Origin of the sequence: Diaphorobacter sp. LI3, assembly GCF_022807955.1 — a bacterium.
Classification (GTDB): Bacteria; Pseudomonadota; Gammaproteobacteria; order Burkholderiales; family Burkholderiaceae_C; genus Diaphorobacter; species Diaphorobacter nitroreducens.
The window spans coordinates 3,723,548-3,738,502 of record NZ_CP094346.1 but is presented as its reverse complement, the minus strand read 5'-3'; the positions used below and the strand labels follow the sequence as shown (position 1 = coordinate 3,738,502).

Annotated in this window: 12 protein-coding genes and 1 riboswitch; of the genes, 8 read left to right on the top strand and 4 right to left on the bottom strand. The window is 63.9% G+C overall.

Annotated features, from left to right (window positions below):
* Nucleotides 1-429 precede the first annotated feature (429 nt).
* Genes MRB47_RS17455 through MRB47_RS17445 form a run of 3 tightly spaced genes read right to left on the bottom strand, consistent with a single transcriptional unit; the run spans nucleotide 430 to nucleotide 5,746 of the window.
* The gene (locus MRB47_RS17455; RefSeq protein ID WP_252100595.1) at nucleotides 430-2,337 is read right to left on the bottom strand and encodes a hypothetical protein; all 1,908 of its coding nucleotides are present in this window, start codon (nucleotides 2,335-2,337) and stop codon (nucleotides 430-432) included.
* 52 nt (nucleotides 2,338-2,389) lie between these two features.
* Nucleotides 2,390-4,108, bottom strand: a complete 1,719-nt coding sequence (locus MRB47_RS17450; RefSeq protein WP_252101322.1) for an acyltransferase family protein — start codon at nucleotides 4,106-4,108, stop codon at nucleotides 2,390-2,392.
* 9 nt (nucleotides 4,109-4,117) lie between these two features.
* Nucleotides 4,118-5,746, bottom strand: a complete 1,629-nt coding sequence (locus tag MRB47_RS17445) for a peptide chain release factor 3 (RefSeq protein WP_252101321.1) — start codon at nucleotides 5,744-5,746, stop codon at nucleotides 4,118-4,120.
* 138 nt (nucleotides 5,747-5,884) lie between these two features.
* Nucleotides 5,885-5,966: riboswitch (S-adenosyl-L-homocysteine riboswitch) on the top strand.
* 66 nt (nucleotides 5,967-6,032) lie between these two features.
* On the opposite strand from MRB47_RS17445, the gene ahcY reads away from it, so the two are divergent.
* From ahcY to MRB47_RS17420, 5 genes are all read left to right on the top strand, one after another.
* Nucleotides 6,033-7,463, top strand: a complete 1,431-nt coding sequence (gene ahcY / locus MRB47_RS17440) for an adenosylhomocysteinase (protein ID WP_011804072.1) — start codon at nucleotides 6,033-6,035, stop codon at nucleotides 7,461-7,463.
* Between the two features lie 112 nt (nucleotides 7,464-7,575).
* A complete protein-coding gene (locus MRB47_RS17435; RefSeq protein WP_103738622.1) occupies nucleotides 7,576-8,574 on the top strand; it encodes a TlyA family RNA methyltransferase in 999 nt (332 codons plus the stop codon).
* A complete protein-coding gene (gene metF, locus MRB47_RS17430) occupies nucleotides 8,571-9,410 on the top strand; it encodes a methylenetetrahydrofolate reductase [NAD(P)H] (protein WP_252101320.1) in 840 nt (279 codons plus the stop codon). The genes MRB47_RS17435 and metF overlap by 4 nt, the downstream gene beginning before the upstream one ends.
* 70 nt (nucleotides 9,411-9,480) lie before the next feature.
* On the top strand, nucleotides 9,481-10,104 hold the full coding sequence (locus MRB47_RS17425; RefSeq protein WP_252101319.1) for a DUF4124 domain-containing protein: 624 nt from the start codon (nucleotides 9,481-9,483) through the stop codon (nucleotides 10,102-10,104).
* Nucleotides 10,105-10,123: 19 nt separating this feature from the next.
* Entirely contained in the window at nucleotides 10,124-10,840 is a 717-nt protein-coding gene (locus MRB47_RS17420; protein ID WP_313146632.1) for a septal ring lytic transglycosylase RlpA family protein, read from the top strand.
* Between the two features lie 44 nt (nucleotides 10,841-10,884).
* Here the strand turns inward: MRB47_RS17420 and MRB47_RS17415 are convergent, their stop codons facing one another.
* On the bottom strand, nucleotides 10,885-11,775 hold the full coding sequence (locus MRB47_RS17415) for a 23S rRNA (adenine(2030)-N(6))-methyltransferase RlmJ (RefSeq protein ID WP_252101318.1): 891 nt from the start codon (nucleotides 11,773-11,775) through the stop codon (nucleotides 10,885-10,887).
* Between the two features lie 215 nt (nucleotides 11,776-11,990).
* Between MRB47_RS17415 and MRB47_RS17410 the strand changes: the two genes are divergently transcribed.
* The 3 genes from MRB47_RS17410 (at nucleotide 11,991) to rpsI (ending at nucleotide 14,863) form a co-directional block, all read left to right on the top strand.
* Entirely contained in the window at nucleotides 11,991-13,877 is a 1,887-nt protein-coding gene (locus tag MRB47_RS17410; RefSeq protein WP_252101317.1) for a serine/threonine protein kinase, read from the top strand.
* A 154-nt stretch (nucleotides 13,878-14,031) separates the two neighbouring features.
* A complete protein-coding gene (gene rplM / locus MRB47_RS17405) occupies nucleotides 14,032-14,460 on the top strand; it encodes a 50S ribosomal protein L13 (RefSeq protein ID WP_011804079.1) in 429 nt (142 codons plus the stop codon).
* Between the two features lie 10 nt (nucleotides 14,461-14,470).
* Nucleotides 14,471-14,863, top strand: coding sequence for a 30S ribosomal protein S9 (rpsI, locus tag MRB47_RS17400; RefSeq protein WP_011804080.1), 393 nt, complete (start codon nucleotides 14,471-14,473; stop codon nucleotides 14,861-14,863).
* The last annotated feature ends 92 nt before the right edge of the window (nucleotides 14,864-14,955 follow it).

The following is a 14,955-nucleotide window of genomic DNA, read 5'->3' as shown; positions in this document are numbered from 1 at the left end:
AATTTCAAGCCCCTTTCCCTAGGCGTCGCGCTCGTGTGTGCCGCCAGCTTCCTCACTGCCTGCAACGACGAGCCCGCTCCGGACTTCAGGGGCAGCACTCCCGTGGCATACGGCAATCGGACTGTCTCTCTGAGCGTTGAGGCTTGGCGAGACAATGGCAGCCAGCCTTGTCGTGTCCTTATCAGAGGCGCTGAAGTAACAAATTGGGTCAAACCAACCGGTATTCTGCCGCGGATGACCCTAGCCCCGGCAGTAGTGCTGGCCTGCACAGGGCGGAGCCCGTACCTTTCCTCGGTGAGCGGCGAGGGTGAAGGGGGTGTAGCCGAATGGGAAGAGTCCTCGGGGCCTGAATCGGGAGCCCCCCTCTCTGTCTACCAAGTGCGAGTGAGCTCCCTGACTGCGGACCAAGCTCACCTCGAACTACGGGTCCTACGCGGCAAGTGACTCGCTTGCGTGAGCCACGGGGCCGGAGGGCTTGAGCGACCGAGCGGCAGGCGCGCGGCGTCTTTCGGGCGGTTCGGGAGTGAAATAGATGATGTCTTCGGGCGCTATGGGTCCGCGCGCCAGCCCCAGCCGCATTGCCGGCGTTTTCCCGTCCCGGCCAACCTCGCAGTAGTTGAAGTACGTCCGGAAGATGCCGAGCACCTTCACCAGGACTTCGGGGTTGTAGGCGCTCTTCCCGAACCAGAGACGTCGGTCGGTGTTGGCGCTGGCCACCGCGCGTTCTGCCAGCGTGAGGCCTCGCCGGACCTGCATAAAGAAGCGGTCGACAGCGGTAAGGGTGGCTTTCAGGTGCAGTAGCGCCTGGTGGCTAAGCTGGAGCCGACGCTTGTCCGGTTCGGTTTCGACCGGGTCGATATCGGTCAGCCAGCAAACGGATTTCTCAGGCTCACGCATCTCCGATATGGGATGGCGGAACCAGCGGTCCCCCCACTTGCCGATGGCAACCATGCGCGCCAGTTCTTCCTCGGCAGCCAGAAGTTCTGCAGCCTCAGGGGTTACCCCGTATTTCTCCGCTAAGCGCGCCAGACGCCGCTTGGTTGCACCAACCAGCGCGCGCTTCATGTCCACTGACATATCTTTGAGCACCTTGACATAGAAAGCGTCAGCCGTCCGGTCCAGAACCCTTTTCGGCACGGCCGTCAGAATGGCCGCACGTATGCCCGACTCCTGGTCTGTGAAGAAGCGAATCTTCTTGGCACGGCAGAGCAGTCGAGTGACAAGCTGGATGTGGGCGTACATCACCACTTGCTCATGCAGCAGCATGCCCTTTACGGGGGCACGGGATGAGTTCGCGGGGCCTTCACCATCTTCTATATCGGGGCGACCTAAGGCTGCGTCGTACGTCTCTTCGATGACCGATTCCATAGGCTTTCGGGAGGTACCTCCGCGAGGCGCCGCCCTCTCAGCCGCAGCATTCCAATCAGCCGGTAGCCAGACTCTCGCGTAGCGGCGAAACGCTCTGGCAAGTGCATGGTCGCCAAAGCGAACCATGTCCTTCTCTACGTCAGCAGAGTCCAGCGCAGGGTCAAAGTTGACGTTGACCCCGAACACATAGCCCGTAGCCTGGTCGGCCGTTGCAATGGACAGCAAAAGTGTGTTCTTTCGCACCTTCTTAGAGTGCCAGTTCACCACCAGCTTTTGCCGGTCAACCGACAGATATCTTGAGCCTAGGTCGTCGCGTCCCATGAGGGTTCGCTCACGCTCGCCGGCGAACATCTGGGCCTGCTCATAGAGGAAGTCGATGCGGTCGTATAGCTGGCTGGGGGAGATATCGAGGACCTTGATGATGCGCCGCAGCGGCATGGCGTTCATCAGATGCACCAAGATATCGCGATTGGAGTGACTGCGACGTTGGCGCTTGGTTGACCGGCCGCCGAAGGAGAACGCCTTCTTGCAGCCGACACACTTGAACCGGGGAGTTCCGTGGGCGTTGGTGCCGAAGCGAGTCACATTCTCAAGGGATGGCGCCCCCTCCGATAGAGAGCAGGCCTCGTTCGGACACTGCGGGAGTACTGGTTCAAGGTACTCCGACATGCGCATAAGCTCCTCGGCAATCGCCAAGTTGCTCTGCATAGGGGTGATTTCCTCGCACAGGCGGCACTTCAGTGCCGGCTGGTCCTTACCGGTAGCGACCACGGTGTAGTCGCCTGGGCCAACGGAAGAAGCTGGAGTACCGGCCCCGCCTCGGGCAACCGCAAGCTTGGGCGGTACGCCGAAGTTACCGCACTTGGGGTTCTTGCAGTGATTGACTTGAATACCCGCCGCGGCCGGCGGAAATCTAGGCGGCCACTTAGTCGGCTTTACTGAAGTTGGATGAGATTTTTCCTTGGACAAAGAAACGCCCTAGTCGTTGACTAGGGCGGAATTTTGAGCCATTACAGCTTTCTTAGCAACACTTTAACAGAACGGCTAGAATCGGGTTATCGTATTTGAATGCAAGCTGACTGCCGAATCCCACAAATAGGCCCGGTAGGGCTATGGCTGCAAGATATTTCCGCTGATCTTTGGCTAACAAAAAAGCTAAAACTACCACGGGCAGCAAATTGATGATCCCATTAGGGCGGGAGAAAACAGCAAAGGGAATTGAGAGCAGGAGGATTAATGCCGATTTCCTGTCGATTGACTTGCGACGAATGCAGATCCAAATCTCGAACAACATTCCCGCCAGAGCCACGGCGTATATGCCATCCGAGTACATGCTGCCAATGTAAAAAACAACGCTAGGTGCTAAGCAGATAAAAGCGAGACAGTAGAAAAAGCTCTTGTACATTTGCTGCATGAGCAGCCATGTCAGTATCCGGGCGGAGATCAACGCACAAATGGCCATCTGAACAGCAATCGGGATTTCAACACGACCGGTTGATCCATACAGTAACAAGTTGAAGAGGTACCAGAACGCTGGCTTGTTGGCCTGAAACTCTCGACCGGTTTCAATCTCCAGGATGATGGCCAGACTGTCTTGGCCGAGCATGCCTGGCCAGCATGCGATCAACCACGCGAGATAGAAAATGCATAAGAACGCTAGCAGCAAGATGAATGTGCGCAGTTCAGAGCTATTGGTAAGGACGGCAAGTCTTGCCAGCATTGGTTTGCCACTTGAATTCGGTTTCAGCTTCAGTGCTTGTTTCTCAATGCAGTGCCAACTGGCGTATGCGGCTAGTACCGTGATTCCCGCTGCTAGCGCCAGGGTACCGCCAAACCCTACCTCCGGCCAGCAGTAAAAAATCACTGCTTGCTGAATCGGAAACGCGAAGAGATAAATGCCGTACGAGGGGTCCCCAAACCGTCCTGCGCGCCGCACAAACGGCGTAGAGCATGTGCCGGTATTAATGATGAAAAACGGGAGTGCGATCAGCATCGCCGTGTGGCGCCAACCAGAGACCCAAAATGCGGTAGCTAGGGAACCAAGTACTAGCGCCCAGAGTGCAGGATGGCGTCGCCAAGAAGGCTCGAGCACAGCCAAGGCTGCGCCCAGTAGGAAAAAGGCGCTGAGTTCTCGCCCATAGTGCATAGTTCCCGTAGTGTCCGCGTTGCTGGTCGTCAGAAACCAAACCATGTAGGCTGTGATGCACAACAGGAATACTGGACGATACCTGAGTAGACCTACAAGCCCCGCGAGGCCAAGGACGATGTAACAACGAACCTCGAAAGGAATGGTCCACAGCGAGCCATTGACCGCAGCTGCATACGGGTTGTGTTCGAAGACACCAGGCAGCACATAGTGGATCTGCATTAAGAGCGCGCGCAGATAGTTCCAGGTCGCGCCATGCTGCAGATAGGTTGCAGTAGGAAGTGTTGTGACCAAGGGACCGAGAACAAAGGCCGCGAGAATCACGACGCATGTTAAGGCTGGCCAGATCCGTAGAAACCGTCGCCACCCAAATCGCAGCAGATTAGGGTCGCGAGCCCAGCTGATGGCAACCAGGTAGCCGCTGATGGCGAAAAAAATCGCCACCGCAAGCCCCCCCAAGCTATAAAGTCCGAAGAATGAGGGCTCTGCCTGCCCGGTTAAGGCAAAGTGGTGGCTCAGCAAGACCATGGACGCAGCCACGATCCGTATGAAGTCGAAGTTGTTGGGCAGGTGTGCGGTCTTGGTCGCTGTCATTGCTTATGCTCAACCACTCGTTTGCAACGCCAGCCCCGCATGCTCTCGCAGCGGATGGAAATGAATCTTTGGGAACCGCTCCTGCGCCAGCCGTACGTCATATGGGCTCGTGCACAGATAGGCCAGCGTGTCCGCCGCATCGCGCGCCATGCGCATGGGGTAGGCGTTCTCGAACTCGCGCAGTTCGGCCGGCGTGTCGGCGGTGATCCAGCGGGCTCCCGTGTACTGGCAGGCTTCCAGACGGATGTCGCAGTCGTATTCGGTGTTCAGACGGTGTTGCACCACTTCGAACTGCAGCTGGCCCACGGCACCCAGCAGCATGTTGCCGCCGGCCTCGGGCTTGAAGACCTGGATGGCGCCTTCCTCGCCCAGTTGCATCAGGCCCTGCTGTAGTTGCTTGGTGCGCAGCGGGTTCTTCAGCACCACGGTCATGAACATTTCGGGGGCGAAGAAGGGCAGGCCGGTGAATTGCAGGTTGGCGCCGTCGGTGATGGTGTCGCCCAGCTGCACGCCGCCGTGCGTGGTGAAACCGATGATGTCGCCGGCGTAGGCCTCTTCCACCGCCTCGCGGCGCTGGCTCATGAAGGTGACCACGCTGGTGGGGCGCAGTTCCTTGGCGGTGCGCTGCACCTTGAGCTTCATGCCGGGCGTGTACTTGCCGCTGGCCACGCGCACGAAGGCGATGCGGTCGCGGTGGTTGGCGTCCATGTTGGCCTGCACCTTGAACACCACGCCCGAAAAGCCCTCGTCCTCGGGCAGTACGGTTTTTTCCACCGGCTGCTTGTTGACGATGAGCGAGCTCTTGCGCGGGCCGGGCGGGGGCGACATGTCCACCACCGCATCCAGCACTTCCATCACGCCGAAGTTGTTCACGCCCGAGCCGAAAAACACCGGTGTGAGCTTGCCGGCCAGGAAGGCTTCATGGTCCCAGGGCGCCGAGGCGCCTTGCGCCAGCTCCATGCTTTCCAGTGCGTCGTCAAAGGCCTGACCGAAGCGCGCGCGCAGCTTGTCGGCATCGGCCAGCGGAATGACCTCGAAGTCCTGCGGGCGCTTTTCGCTGCCGGGCTGGAAGACCGTCATGCTTTGCGTGCGCAGGTTGATGATGCCGCCGAAGCTCTTGCCCTGGCCCACGGGCCAGGTGATGGGGCAGCAGGGCATGCCCAGCTCGCGCTCGACCTCGTCGAGGATGTCGAGCGGGTCGCGGACCTCGCGGTCCATCTTGTTGACGAAGGTGATGATGGGCGTGTCGCGCTGGCGGCAGACCTCGATCAGGCGGCGCGTCTGCGCCTCCACGCCGTTGGCCGCGTCGATCACCATCAGGGCCGAATCGACGGCCGTGAGCACGCGGTAGGTGTCTTCCGAGAAGTCCTTGTGGCCCGGCGTGTCCAGCAGGTTGATGACGTGGTCGCGGTAGCTCATCTGCATCACGCTCGACGCCACCGAAATACCGCGCTGCTTCTCGATTTCCATCCAGTCGGAGGTGGCGTGGCGGCTGGCCTTGCGGCCCTTCACGGCGCCGGCGATCTGGATGGCGCCGGAGAACAGCAGCAGCTTTTCCGTCAGCGTGGTCTTGCCGGCGTCGGGGTGGGAGATGATGGCAAAAGTCCGGCGGCGCCGGGTTTCTGGGGCGTACGACACAGTGATTCTGGGTGAGGGCCGCGCGGTGCGCGACGGCCGGTGCGAGAAGAGGCGGGCGCACCCTGCGGGAGCGCCCTGGCATTGGGCGGGGATTCTACGGCGCGGCGCGTGGTGCGGGGGCACCGGTATAATCTTGCACTTTCCGAGGAGCGTTGCAGCGTCCCCAGCACGGCGGGGCGCGAGGCTCGGAAGTCATACCCAGCAACGACGCTCACCCACGCCTTGCGGTGCGGTGAGCCCCATCCCCCAGGCGCGGTTTTTTCAGATACCCATCAAGGAAACCACCATGAGCGCTGTTCTCAAGTCCCCAGCCGACTCCGCGATTGCCGATATCTCCCTGGCCGACTGGGGCCGCAAGGAAATCCGCATCGCCGAGACCGAGATGCCCGGCCTGATGGCCATTCGCGAGGAATTCGCGGCCAAGCAGCCCCTGAAGGGCGCGCGCATCACGGGCTCGCTGCACATGACCATCCAGACGGCCGTGCTGATCGAGACGCTCAAGGCCCTGGGCGCCGACGTGCGCTGGGCCTCGTGCAACATCTTCTCCACCCAGGATCACGCCGCCGCCGCCATTGCCGCCACCGGCACGCCGGTGTTCGCCATCAAGGGCGAGACCCTGGTGGACTACTGGGACTACACCCACCGCATCTTCGACTTCGGCCCCAAGGGCAGCGAGGGCGAAGGCCCGAACATGATCCTGGACGACGGCGGCGACGCCACGCTGCTGATGCACCTGGGCAAGCGCGCCGAGAAGGACGCTTCCGTGCTGGCCCACCCCGGCAGCGAGGAAGAGCGCATCCTGTTCGCCGCCATCAAGGCCAAGCTGGCCGAGGACAGCACCTGGTACAGCCGCAAGAGCGCCCAGATCATCGGCGTGACCGAAGAGACCACCACCGGCGTGCACCGCCTCAAGGAAATGTCGGCCAAGGGCACGCTACTGTTCCGTGCGATCAACGTGAACGATTCGGTGACCAAGAGCAAGTTCGACAACCTGTACGGCTGCCGCGAGTCGCTGGTGGACGGCATCAAGCGCGCCACCGACGTGATGATCGCCGGCAAGGTGGCCGTGGTGGCGGGCTATGGCGACGTGGGCAAGGGCTCGGCCCAGGCGCTGCGCGCCCTGAGCGCCCAGGTGTGGGTGACCGAGATCGACCCCATCAACGCCCTGCAGGCTGCCATGGAAGGCTTCAAGGTCGTGACCATGGAGTGGGCCGCCGACAAGGCCGACATCTTCGTGACCACCACGGGCAACCGCGACGTCATCACCTTCGAGCACATGAAAGCGATGAAGGACCAGGCCATCGTGTGCAACATCGGCCACTTCGACAACGAGATCCAGGTCGCCAAGCTCGAAGAGCACTGCCAGTGGGAAGAGATCAAGCCCCAGGTGGACCACGTGATCTTCCCGGACGGCAAGCGCATCATCCTGCTGGCCAAGGGCCGCCTGGTGAACCTGGGCTGCGGCACGGGCCACCCCAGCTTCGTGATGTCCAACTCGTTCGCCAACCAGACCATCGCGCAGATCGAGCTGTTCACCCACCCCGAGGGCTACGACGTGGGCAAGGTCTACGTGCTGCCCAAGCACCTCGACGAGAAGGTGGCGCGCCTGCACCTGAAGAAGGTCGGCGCCATGCTGACCGAGCTGAGCGACGAACAGGCCGCCTACATCGGCGTGCCGAAGCAGGGCCCCTACAAGCCCGACACCTACCGCTATTGATTGTTAAAAAGCATAGCTGCTTGCGCTTGCCAGTAGTCGTTTTCAGCATGAAATATTGCTGAAAATGGCTCGCTGCAAGCGCTGCCAGCTATCGATATGAGAGGACAGCGCGATGCGCGCGGACGTATTTCTGGTGGAAGGCGGCTACGCGGCCACCCGGTCGCAGGCCCAGCGGTTGATTGCCGCCGGCGTGCAGTGGCGCCTGGCGCCCACGCTGCCGTGGCAGAAGGTGGCCAAGAACGGCGACGACATTCCCGCGGGGGTCGAGGTGCAGCTGCTGGACGCTGCGGAGGCCAAGTACCTCTCGCGGGGCGGCCTCAAGCTTGAAGGCGCGCTGGCGGCCACGGGCCTGCAAGTGGCTGGCCTGCGCTGCCTGGACGTGGGGCAGAGCACCGGCGGTTTCACCGACTGCCTGCTGGCACATGGCGCTGCCCAGGTGATTGGCGTGGACGTGGGCCACGGCCAGTTGCACGAGCGGCTGCGCGCCGACCCGCGGGTGGTCTGCGTGGAAGGCGTGAATGCCCGTGCCCTCACGCCCGAGGCGTTGCAGGACGCCTGCGACGTGGCGCTGTCCGAAGTCATCGAGGACGCGGAAGACAACGACACCCAGCCCCAGGCCCCCTACGCCTGGATGCGCAACGGCGGCATGGTGGACGATGAGTACGACGACAGCGACGACGCCAAGGAGCATGAGATCGAGAGCTTCAAGGCCGAGCGCGCGGCCAAGGCCAAGGCGCGCGCCGAGGGCTCATTGCCCGTGCAGCGCCGCCGCCGTCCCGGGTGCGAGGACGTGGACATCACGCCAGCGTTCGATCTCGTCACCGGCGACCTGTCCTTCATCTCGCTCACGCTGGTGCTGCCTGCGCTGGTGCCGCTGTTGAAAGAGCAGGGCCAGCTGTTGATGCTGGTCAAGCCGCAGTTTGAGTTGCAACCCGGCCAAGTGGGCAAGGGCGGCATCGTGCGCGATGCGCAGCTGTATCCGCAGGTGGAGCAGCGCATCCGTGACTGCTGCACGGAGCTGGGGCTGCACGTGGTGGCCTGGATCGATAGCCCCATCGAGGGGGGCGACGGCAACCGCGAGTTCTTCATCCATGCAAGGAGGAAGGCATGAGCCTTTCCACGGCCTTTCCGGTCAGCTTTGAATTCTTCCCGCCCAAGACGCCCGAGGGCGCCGACAAACTGCGCGCCGTGCGCCAGCAGCTGTATGCGCGCCGGCCCGACTTCTGCTCCGTCACCTACGGCGCGGGGGGCTCCACGCAGGCGGGCACCTTCGGCACGGTGCGCGAGATCCTCGCCGAGGGCGTGAGCGCGGCCTCGCACTTCTCGTGCATCGGCGCCACCAAGGACGGCGTGCGCGCGCAGCTCGCCGAGCTGAAAGCCATGGGCGTGAAGCGCCTGGTTGCGCTGCGCGGCGACCTGCCCAGTGGCTACGGCATCGGGGGCGAGTTCCATTACGCGAGCGATCTGGTGGCGTTCATCCGCGCCGAGACGGGGCGCGACTTCCACATCGAGGTGGCGGCCTACCCCGAGGTCCATCCCCAGGCCCGTTCGTCGGATGCCGACCTGCAGGCCTTTGCCACCAAGGTGCGCGCGGGCGCCGACTCGGCCATCACACAGTACTTCTTCAATGCCGACGCCTACCTGCGCTTCGTGCAGGACGTGCGCCGCCTGGGGCTGGACGTGCCCGTGGTGCCGGGCATCATGCCGATCATGGGCGCGTCGCAGCTGCTGCGCTTTTCGGACGCCTGCGGCGCCGAGATCCCGCGCTGGATCCGCCTGCGCCTGCAGGGCTATGGTGACGATGTGGCGAGCATTCGCGCCTTCGGCCTGGATGTCGTCACGCACCTGTGCGAGCAACTGCGCCGCGAGGGCGTACCGGGCCTGCACTTCTACACCATGAACCAGAGCGCGGCCACGTTGGAAATCTGCGACCGCCTGGGGCTCTGAAGCGGCGGGGATGGGTAATATCGGCAGCTTTTTCCCGTCCTCTTCCTCCTATCCCCTGCGCGTTTGCGGTATGAGTCCCGTCATTGCCTCCCTGCTGTTCACCACGCTGTCGCTTGCGATGGCATCGCCCGCGTCGGCGCAGACGCGCTATTCCTGCCGCGACGAGCAGGGCGCCGTCTATACCCTGGCGCGCCCCTGCCCCAAAGGCATGGTGACCACCGCCGTCTCGGCGGGACCGGTGGAGCCACGCGTCGAGCCCCGCAGCTACGCGCCCACCCCGTCCCGGCGCAGCAGTGCGATGCGCGAGGTGCCGGAATACGAGAGCTACATGAGCGGGCGCTGCCGCACGCTGCAAAACAGCATCCGCGGGGCATCGGCCAACGGCTCCAGCTACGACGTCATCGCGGGCATGCAGCGCGAGTACCGACGCGACTGCAGCGACGAGGAGAGCGATGCCGCCTCGCGCTACTACCGCGAGCGCCGCGAGGCACGCAGCCAGCGCCGCACAGAGCGCGAGCGCGAGGAACAAGCCCAACTGGCGCAGGAGGAGCAGGAAAGCCGCAAGGCGCTGCAATGCGCGGAGTCCAAACGCATCCTGGCCGCCAAGAGAGCGCGCACCGACCTGACACCGGGTGAACGCAATGATCTGCGCCGTTTTGAGACCAACGTCATCACCCGCTGCGGCGACTTCTGACCCTTTGCACCCCGGCCGCATGGGACGGTGGTTGGCCGGCGTGCTGTTGGCGGCCGTGCTGGCGGGTTGCGCAGCGCCACCCGCCGATGCGCCCTCTGTAGTAGCACCTGGCCCGACGCAGGCGCTGCCGGGACCGGCGGGCGCGCAGGCGGACAGCCCACCGGACTCCGGCGTATCGGCCCCGCCGCGGGCTCGCAAGGAGGGCAGGATGCGCTCGGCACCGTCTTCTCCGCGTGAAGCCGATACCGCCATCGAGCGCGGCCGCGAAGACGAGGAAGAAAGCGGCGTGCTGCTCGGGCGCGGGCTGGCCTCCTGGTACGGCGGCAGCCTGCATGGCCGGCGCACGGCCAGCGGCGAGCGTTTTGACCGTGGGGAACTCACCGCCGCGCACCGCACGTTGCCTTTCGGGGCGCGGGTATGCGTGCGCAGCCTAGTCAACGGCAAGGTGGTGGTGGTGCGCGTCAATGATCGCGGACCGTTCGCGCCAGGCCGGGTCATCGACCTGAGCCAGGCCGCGGCGCAGGAACTGGGCATGGTGGGCCTGGGTATCAAGCCCGTGGAGATCTGGCACATGGGGCCGGACGACGACAGCTGCCCCGAAGATCTGCCGGAGCTGGACCCGTCGTCCACGCCCGCAGCCTCGCCGGCCGCTGCTCCAGCGGGCGCCGCGCAAGCGCGCACAAATCAGGGCGCTGCGCGCACTACTCCCCGCAAGAGCCGGGCCCGGCGGCGCTAAACCACGGCATCCCAGGGATCGTGCGGGCGCCCCAGCCCGGGGGCTTAACCCACCTCGAGCGTGTGGGACGCGTTGCGGTCCTGGGCCAGCAATTGCGCCATCTGCGGCAACGCCTCGCGCAGCACGCCCTGCAACGTGAAGGGAGGGTTGACAACGAACATGCCGCTGGCCGGCAGGCCGGGCCGGCGCGCGCCTTCGGCGGCCGCAGGGGAGGCCAGTTTGCTGGATTTCACGGTCAGCGTCGCATGCAGCCAGGGCTTGCCCGCCTTCTGGGCCAGCGTCTTGAGCCGGCGCGGCAGATCGTGCGCCTCCGCCCGCGGAATGATGGGGTACCAGACGGCATACACGCCGGTCGCAAAGCGCTTCAGCGCATCCTGCAACAGCGCCTGCACGCGCAGGTAGTCGCTCTTGATTTCATAGCTGGGATCGCACAGTACAAGCGCGCGGCGGGCCGGTGGGGGGATGAATTTCTTGACACCCTCAAAACCGTCCTCCTGCAGCACGGCCACCTGCCTGCCTGCTTCAAGCTGGGCTATGTTGCCTGCGAGGGAGCGGGCGTCGGTGGGGTGCAGCTCGAACAGTTTGAGCTTGTCCTGGGCGCGCAAGAGGCGCTGCGTGATGAAGGGCGAGCCGGGGTAGACGCGCGTGGCATCGCCTTGGTTGAAGGCGCGCACCATGTCCACGTAGTCCTGCAGCGCGGGTGCCAGGGCGGGAGGAGCCGCTGGCGGCACGAGGCGCAGGATGCCGTCCGCGGATTCGGCGCTGGTGGAGGCATAGTCTCCGTCCAGCCGGTACAGGCCCGCGCCGGCGTGGGTGTCCAGAACGGTCAGGGCCGCGTCTTTCTGTAGAAGGTGTTGCAAGGTGGCAATGAGCACCGTGTGCTTGAGCACATCGGCGTGGTTGCCTGCGTGGAAGGCGTGGCGGTAACTGAACATGCACCCAATGGTAACCAGCGCCATCGCGGGCACAATGCGGGTCCGCCTGGTACGGGAAGTGATGTTTTTGGCAGACAGGATGCGCTTTGTTGCGCGTCGGCCTGGCTGCCTGGCGCATCATGGCGTCCGCTGCGGCGTGCCGCGGTGCTTCCTCCGCTTCCTCGTTAGACTTCGCTGCCCTCGCTGATCCGCATCCCTTGTCCGCAACGCCCTCCATGTCTTCGCTCCCCCCCCGCTTCACGCCCGCCAGCGTCGCGCACCACGTCGACGCCCTTCCGGCGGGCACCCGGTTGGGAGAGTTCGAGATCGTGGCGCTGCTGGGCGTGGGTGGCTTCGGCATGGTGTACCAGGCGTTCGACCATTCCCTGCTGCGTTTCGTCGCGATCAAGGAATACATGCCTGCCGCCCTGGCGGGCCGCGCGGACGGGCATTCGCTCTGGGTGCGTTCCTCGTCGGACGAGCAGTCTTTCCAGGCGGGCCTGGCCTCATTCGTGGACGAGGCGCGCCTGCTGGCGCAGTTCGACCATCCCTCGCTGGTGAAGGTCTTCCGGTTCTGGGAAGCCAATCACACGGCCTACATGGTCATGCCCCTGTACAGCGGCTTGACCCTCAAGCAGGCGCGTGCGCACATGCGCACGCCGCCCCCCGAGGAATGGCTGCGCAAGGTGTTGTGGTCGGTCACCAGCGCGTTGCGGGTGCTGCACGAAGGACAGACGCTGCACCGCGACATCTCGCCGGACAACATCTTCCTGCAGGACCATGGCCCACCAGTGCTGCTGGACCTCGGCGCCGCGCGGCATGCGATCAGCGACCGGGACCAGAAGCACACGGCCGTGCTCAAAGTCAACTACGCGCCCATAGAGCAGTACACGGACGCGGCATCGCACCTGCACCAAGGGCCGTGGAGCGACCTGTATTCGCTGGGCGCCGTCGTGCATGGCTGCCTGTGCAACGACACGCCGCTGCCCGCTACTCTGCGTGCCATACGTGACCGCATGGTGTCGTTCTCCCGCGTAGCACGCACGGTGCGCAAGCAGTTCGGCGTGGAATACTCGCGTCCGTTCGTCGATGCGGTGTCGCAATGCCTGGCGCTGCAGCCGCAAGACCGTCCGCAATCGATCGACGCGTTCCTGCAGACGATGGGCATGACGGCGGCGCCCGCGGGACTGGACGGGTTCGACTTCCGTGCCGAACTGGGCTCCATCTGGGTAGAGCCCTCGAGCAAGGATGCGCAGGGCGTGGCAATCCCGATGATCGACCTCACGGCGATGTCGCAGCCGCAGGATTCCCGGCCGCAGGCCGCCACCGTTGTGGCGGCGCCGGCTAGCGCGCCGGCAGACCTCATGGTGTCACCCGTGGAGCCTGCGACCGTGTTTGCGGAAACCGTTGCCGATGCGGGCGACACGCAGGCCTTCGCAGATACGCGCGAGATGCCGCAACATGACGCGCCGACCGGTACACGTCAACAGACGCACGCGCGCGCACCCCGCTCCCCGAAGGTTGCACGCCATGCATCAGCCCCCCGTGTTGTCAGAGCAGGCCATGGCGGACGGGCACGCCTGGTGTGGGGTATGGCTGCCTCCCTGGCGCTGCTGGTCATCGCCAGCAGTCCGTGGTGGGGAGGCCGGGAGAGCACGCCGCGGTATACGCCCGAAAACGAGATCATCACGGAACTTGCGTCACCAGTCCCAGCACCGGAGCCGGCAGAGGTGGTGATGGTGTCGCATGAGGCGGCGGACCCCGCGTCCGCGCCAATGGCAGTGCAGCAAGAGGCTGCGTCGGTGGCTGAGGCCCGGCCTGCGGTCGTTTCCAAACCCCGGCTTGTGCGCAAGGCTGCCGAGGCGACCGCGCCTGCCCCAGCGCCCGCCCCTGTGGCTCCGGCTCCCGAGCCAGCGCCGCCTCCCCCTGCGCCGTCACGCCCTGCGGTGCCCGCAAGGGTGCCCGGGCCTGACGAGGCCTGCGAGGCATCCAGTTTCTTTGCACGCCCCTTGTGCATTCACGAGCAATGCCAGAAGCCGGGGCTGGCCAACCATCCCGTTTGCGTGGAAAACCGCCGCCGGCAGGAAGCCGAGGAGCGCAGGCGACAGCTTTACTCGCAGTAGGGCACTGCGCAGCGGTCGATTTTGTATAATGGCCGGCTTCGCAGCGATTTTTAGGTCCCGCGGCGAAGCGCGACATCCCACCTAAGAGGCTTTCATCAGAAAAGCACCGACCGTGGAAAAGGACCGCCAAACCACCTCTAGAAAAGAGAAACTCATGTCCACATTCAGCGCAAAGCCCGCTGAGGTCGTGCACGAGTGGTTTGTGATTGACGCCACCGACAAGGTGCTCGGCCGGGTAGCCAGCGAAGTTGCCCTCCGTCTGCGCGGCAAACACAAAGCCATTTACACGCCTCACGTTGATACCGGCGACTACATCGTCATCATCAACGCCTCCAAGCTCAAGGTCACCGGCACCAAGTCCCTAGACAAGGTGTACTACCGCCATTCGGGTTATCCCGGCGGTATCACGGCCACGAACTTCCGCGATCTGCAAGCCAAGCACCCCGGCCGCGCGCTGGAAAAGGCCGTCAAGGGCATGCTGCCCAAGGGCCCGCTCGGCTACGCCATGATCAAGAAGCTCAAGGTGTACGGCGGCGCGGAACATCCGCACACCGCTCAGCAGCCTAAAGCGCTGGAAATCTAAGGAGCCTTGAATGATTGGTGAATGGAACAATGGCACCGGCCGTCGCAAGTCCAGCGTCGCCCGCGTGTTTCTGAAGAAGGGTTCCGGCAAGATCACTGTGAATGGCAAAGACATTCAGCAGTACTTCGGCCGCGAAACCTCGATCATGATTGCCAAGCAACCCCTGGCGTTGACCAACCATGTCGAAACCTTCGACATCCAGATCAACGTGCACGGCGGTGGTGAATCCGGCCAGGCTGGCGCTGCCCGCCACGGCATCACCCGCGCTCTGATCGACTACGACGCGACGCTGAAGCCCGCACTGAGCCAAGCCGGCTTCGTGACGCGTGATGCCCGTGAAGTCGAACGTAAGAAGGTCGGTCTGCACTCCGCACGCCGCGCCAAGCAGTTCTCGAAGCGCTAAGCCTCGGCCACTGCCTTGCGTTATGCTGCAGCGCCCCTCGGCGTGCTGCAGACTGCAGAAACCGCCCTTCGGGGCGGTTTTTTGTTTTTGGG

Coding starts and splice junctions, on each gene's coding strand:
- MRB47_RS17450 (WP_252101322.1), bottom strand. CDS start 4,108: ATGACAGCGACCAAGACCGCACACCTGCCCAACAACTTCGACTTCATA.
- ahcY (WP_011804072.1), top strand. CDS start 6,033: ATGAGCGCTGTTCTCAAGTCCCCAGCCGACTCCGCGATTGCCGATATC.
- MRB47_RS17435 (WP_103738622.1), top strand. CDS start 7,576: ATGCGCGCGGACGTATTTCTGGTGGAAGGCGGCTACGCGGCCACCCGG.
- metF (WP_252101320.1), top strand. CDS start 8,571: ATGAGCCTTTCCACGGCCTTTCCGGTCAGCTTTGAATTCTTCCCGCCC.
- MRB47_RS17425 (WP_252101319.1), top strand. CDS start 9,481: ATGAGTCCCGTCATTGCCTCCCTGCTGTTCACCACGCTGTCGCTTGCG.
- MRB47_RS17420 (WP_313146632.1), top strand. CDS start 10,124: ATGGGACGGTGGTTGGCCGGCGTGCTGTTGGCGGCCGTGCTGGCGGGT.
- MRB47_RS17415 (WP_252101318.1), bottom strand. CDS start 11,775: ATGTTCAGTTACCGCCACGCCTTCCACGCAGGCAACCACGCCGATGTG.
- MRB47_RS17410 (WP_252101317.1), top strand. CDS start 11,991: ATGTCTTCGCTCCCCCCCCGCTTCACGCCCGCCAGCGTCGCGCACCAC.
- rplM (WP_011804079.1), top strand. CDS start 14,032: ATGTCCACATTCAGCGCAAAGCCCGCTGAGGTCGTGCACGAGTGGTTT.
- rpsI (WP_011804080.1), top strand. CDS start 14,471: ATGATTGGTGAATGGAACAATGGCACCGGCCGTCGCAAGTCCAGCGTC.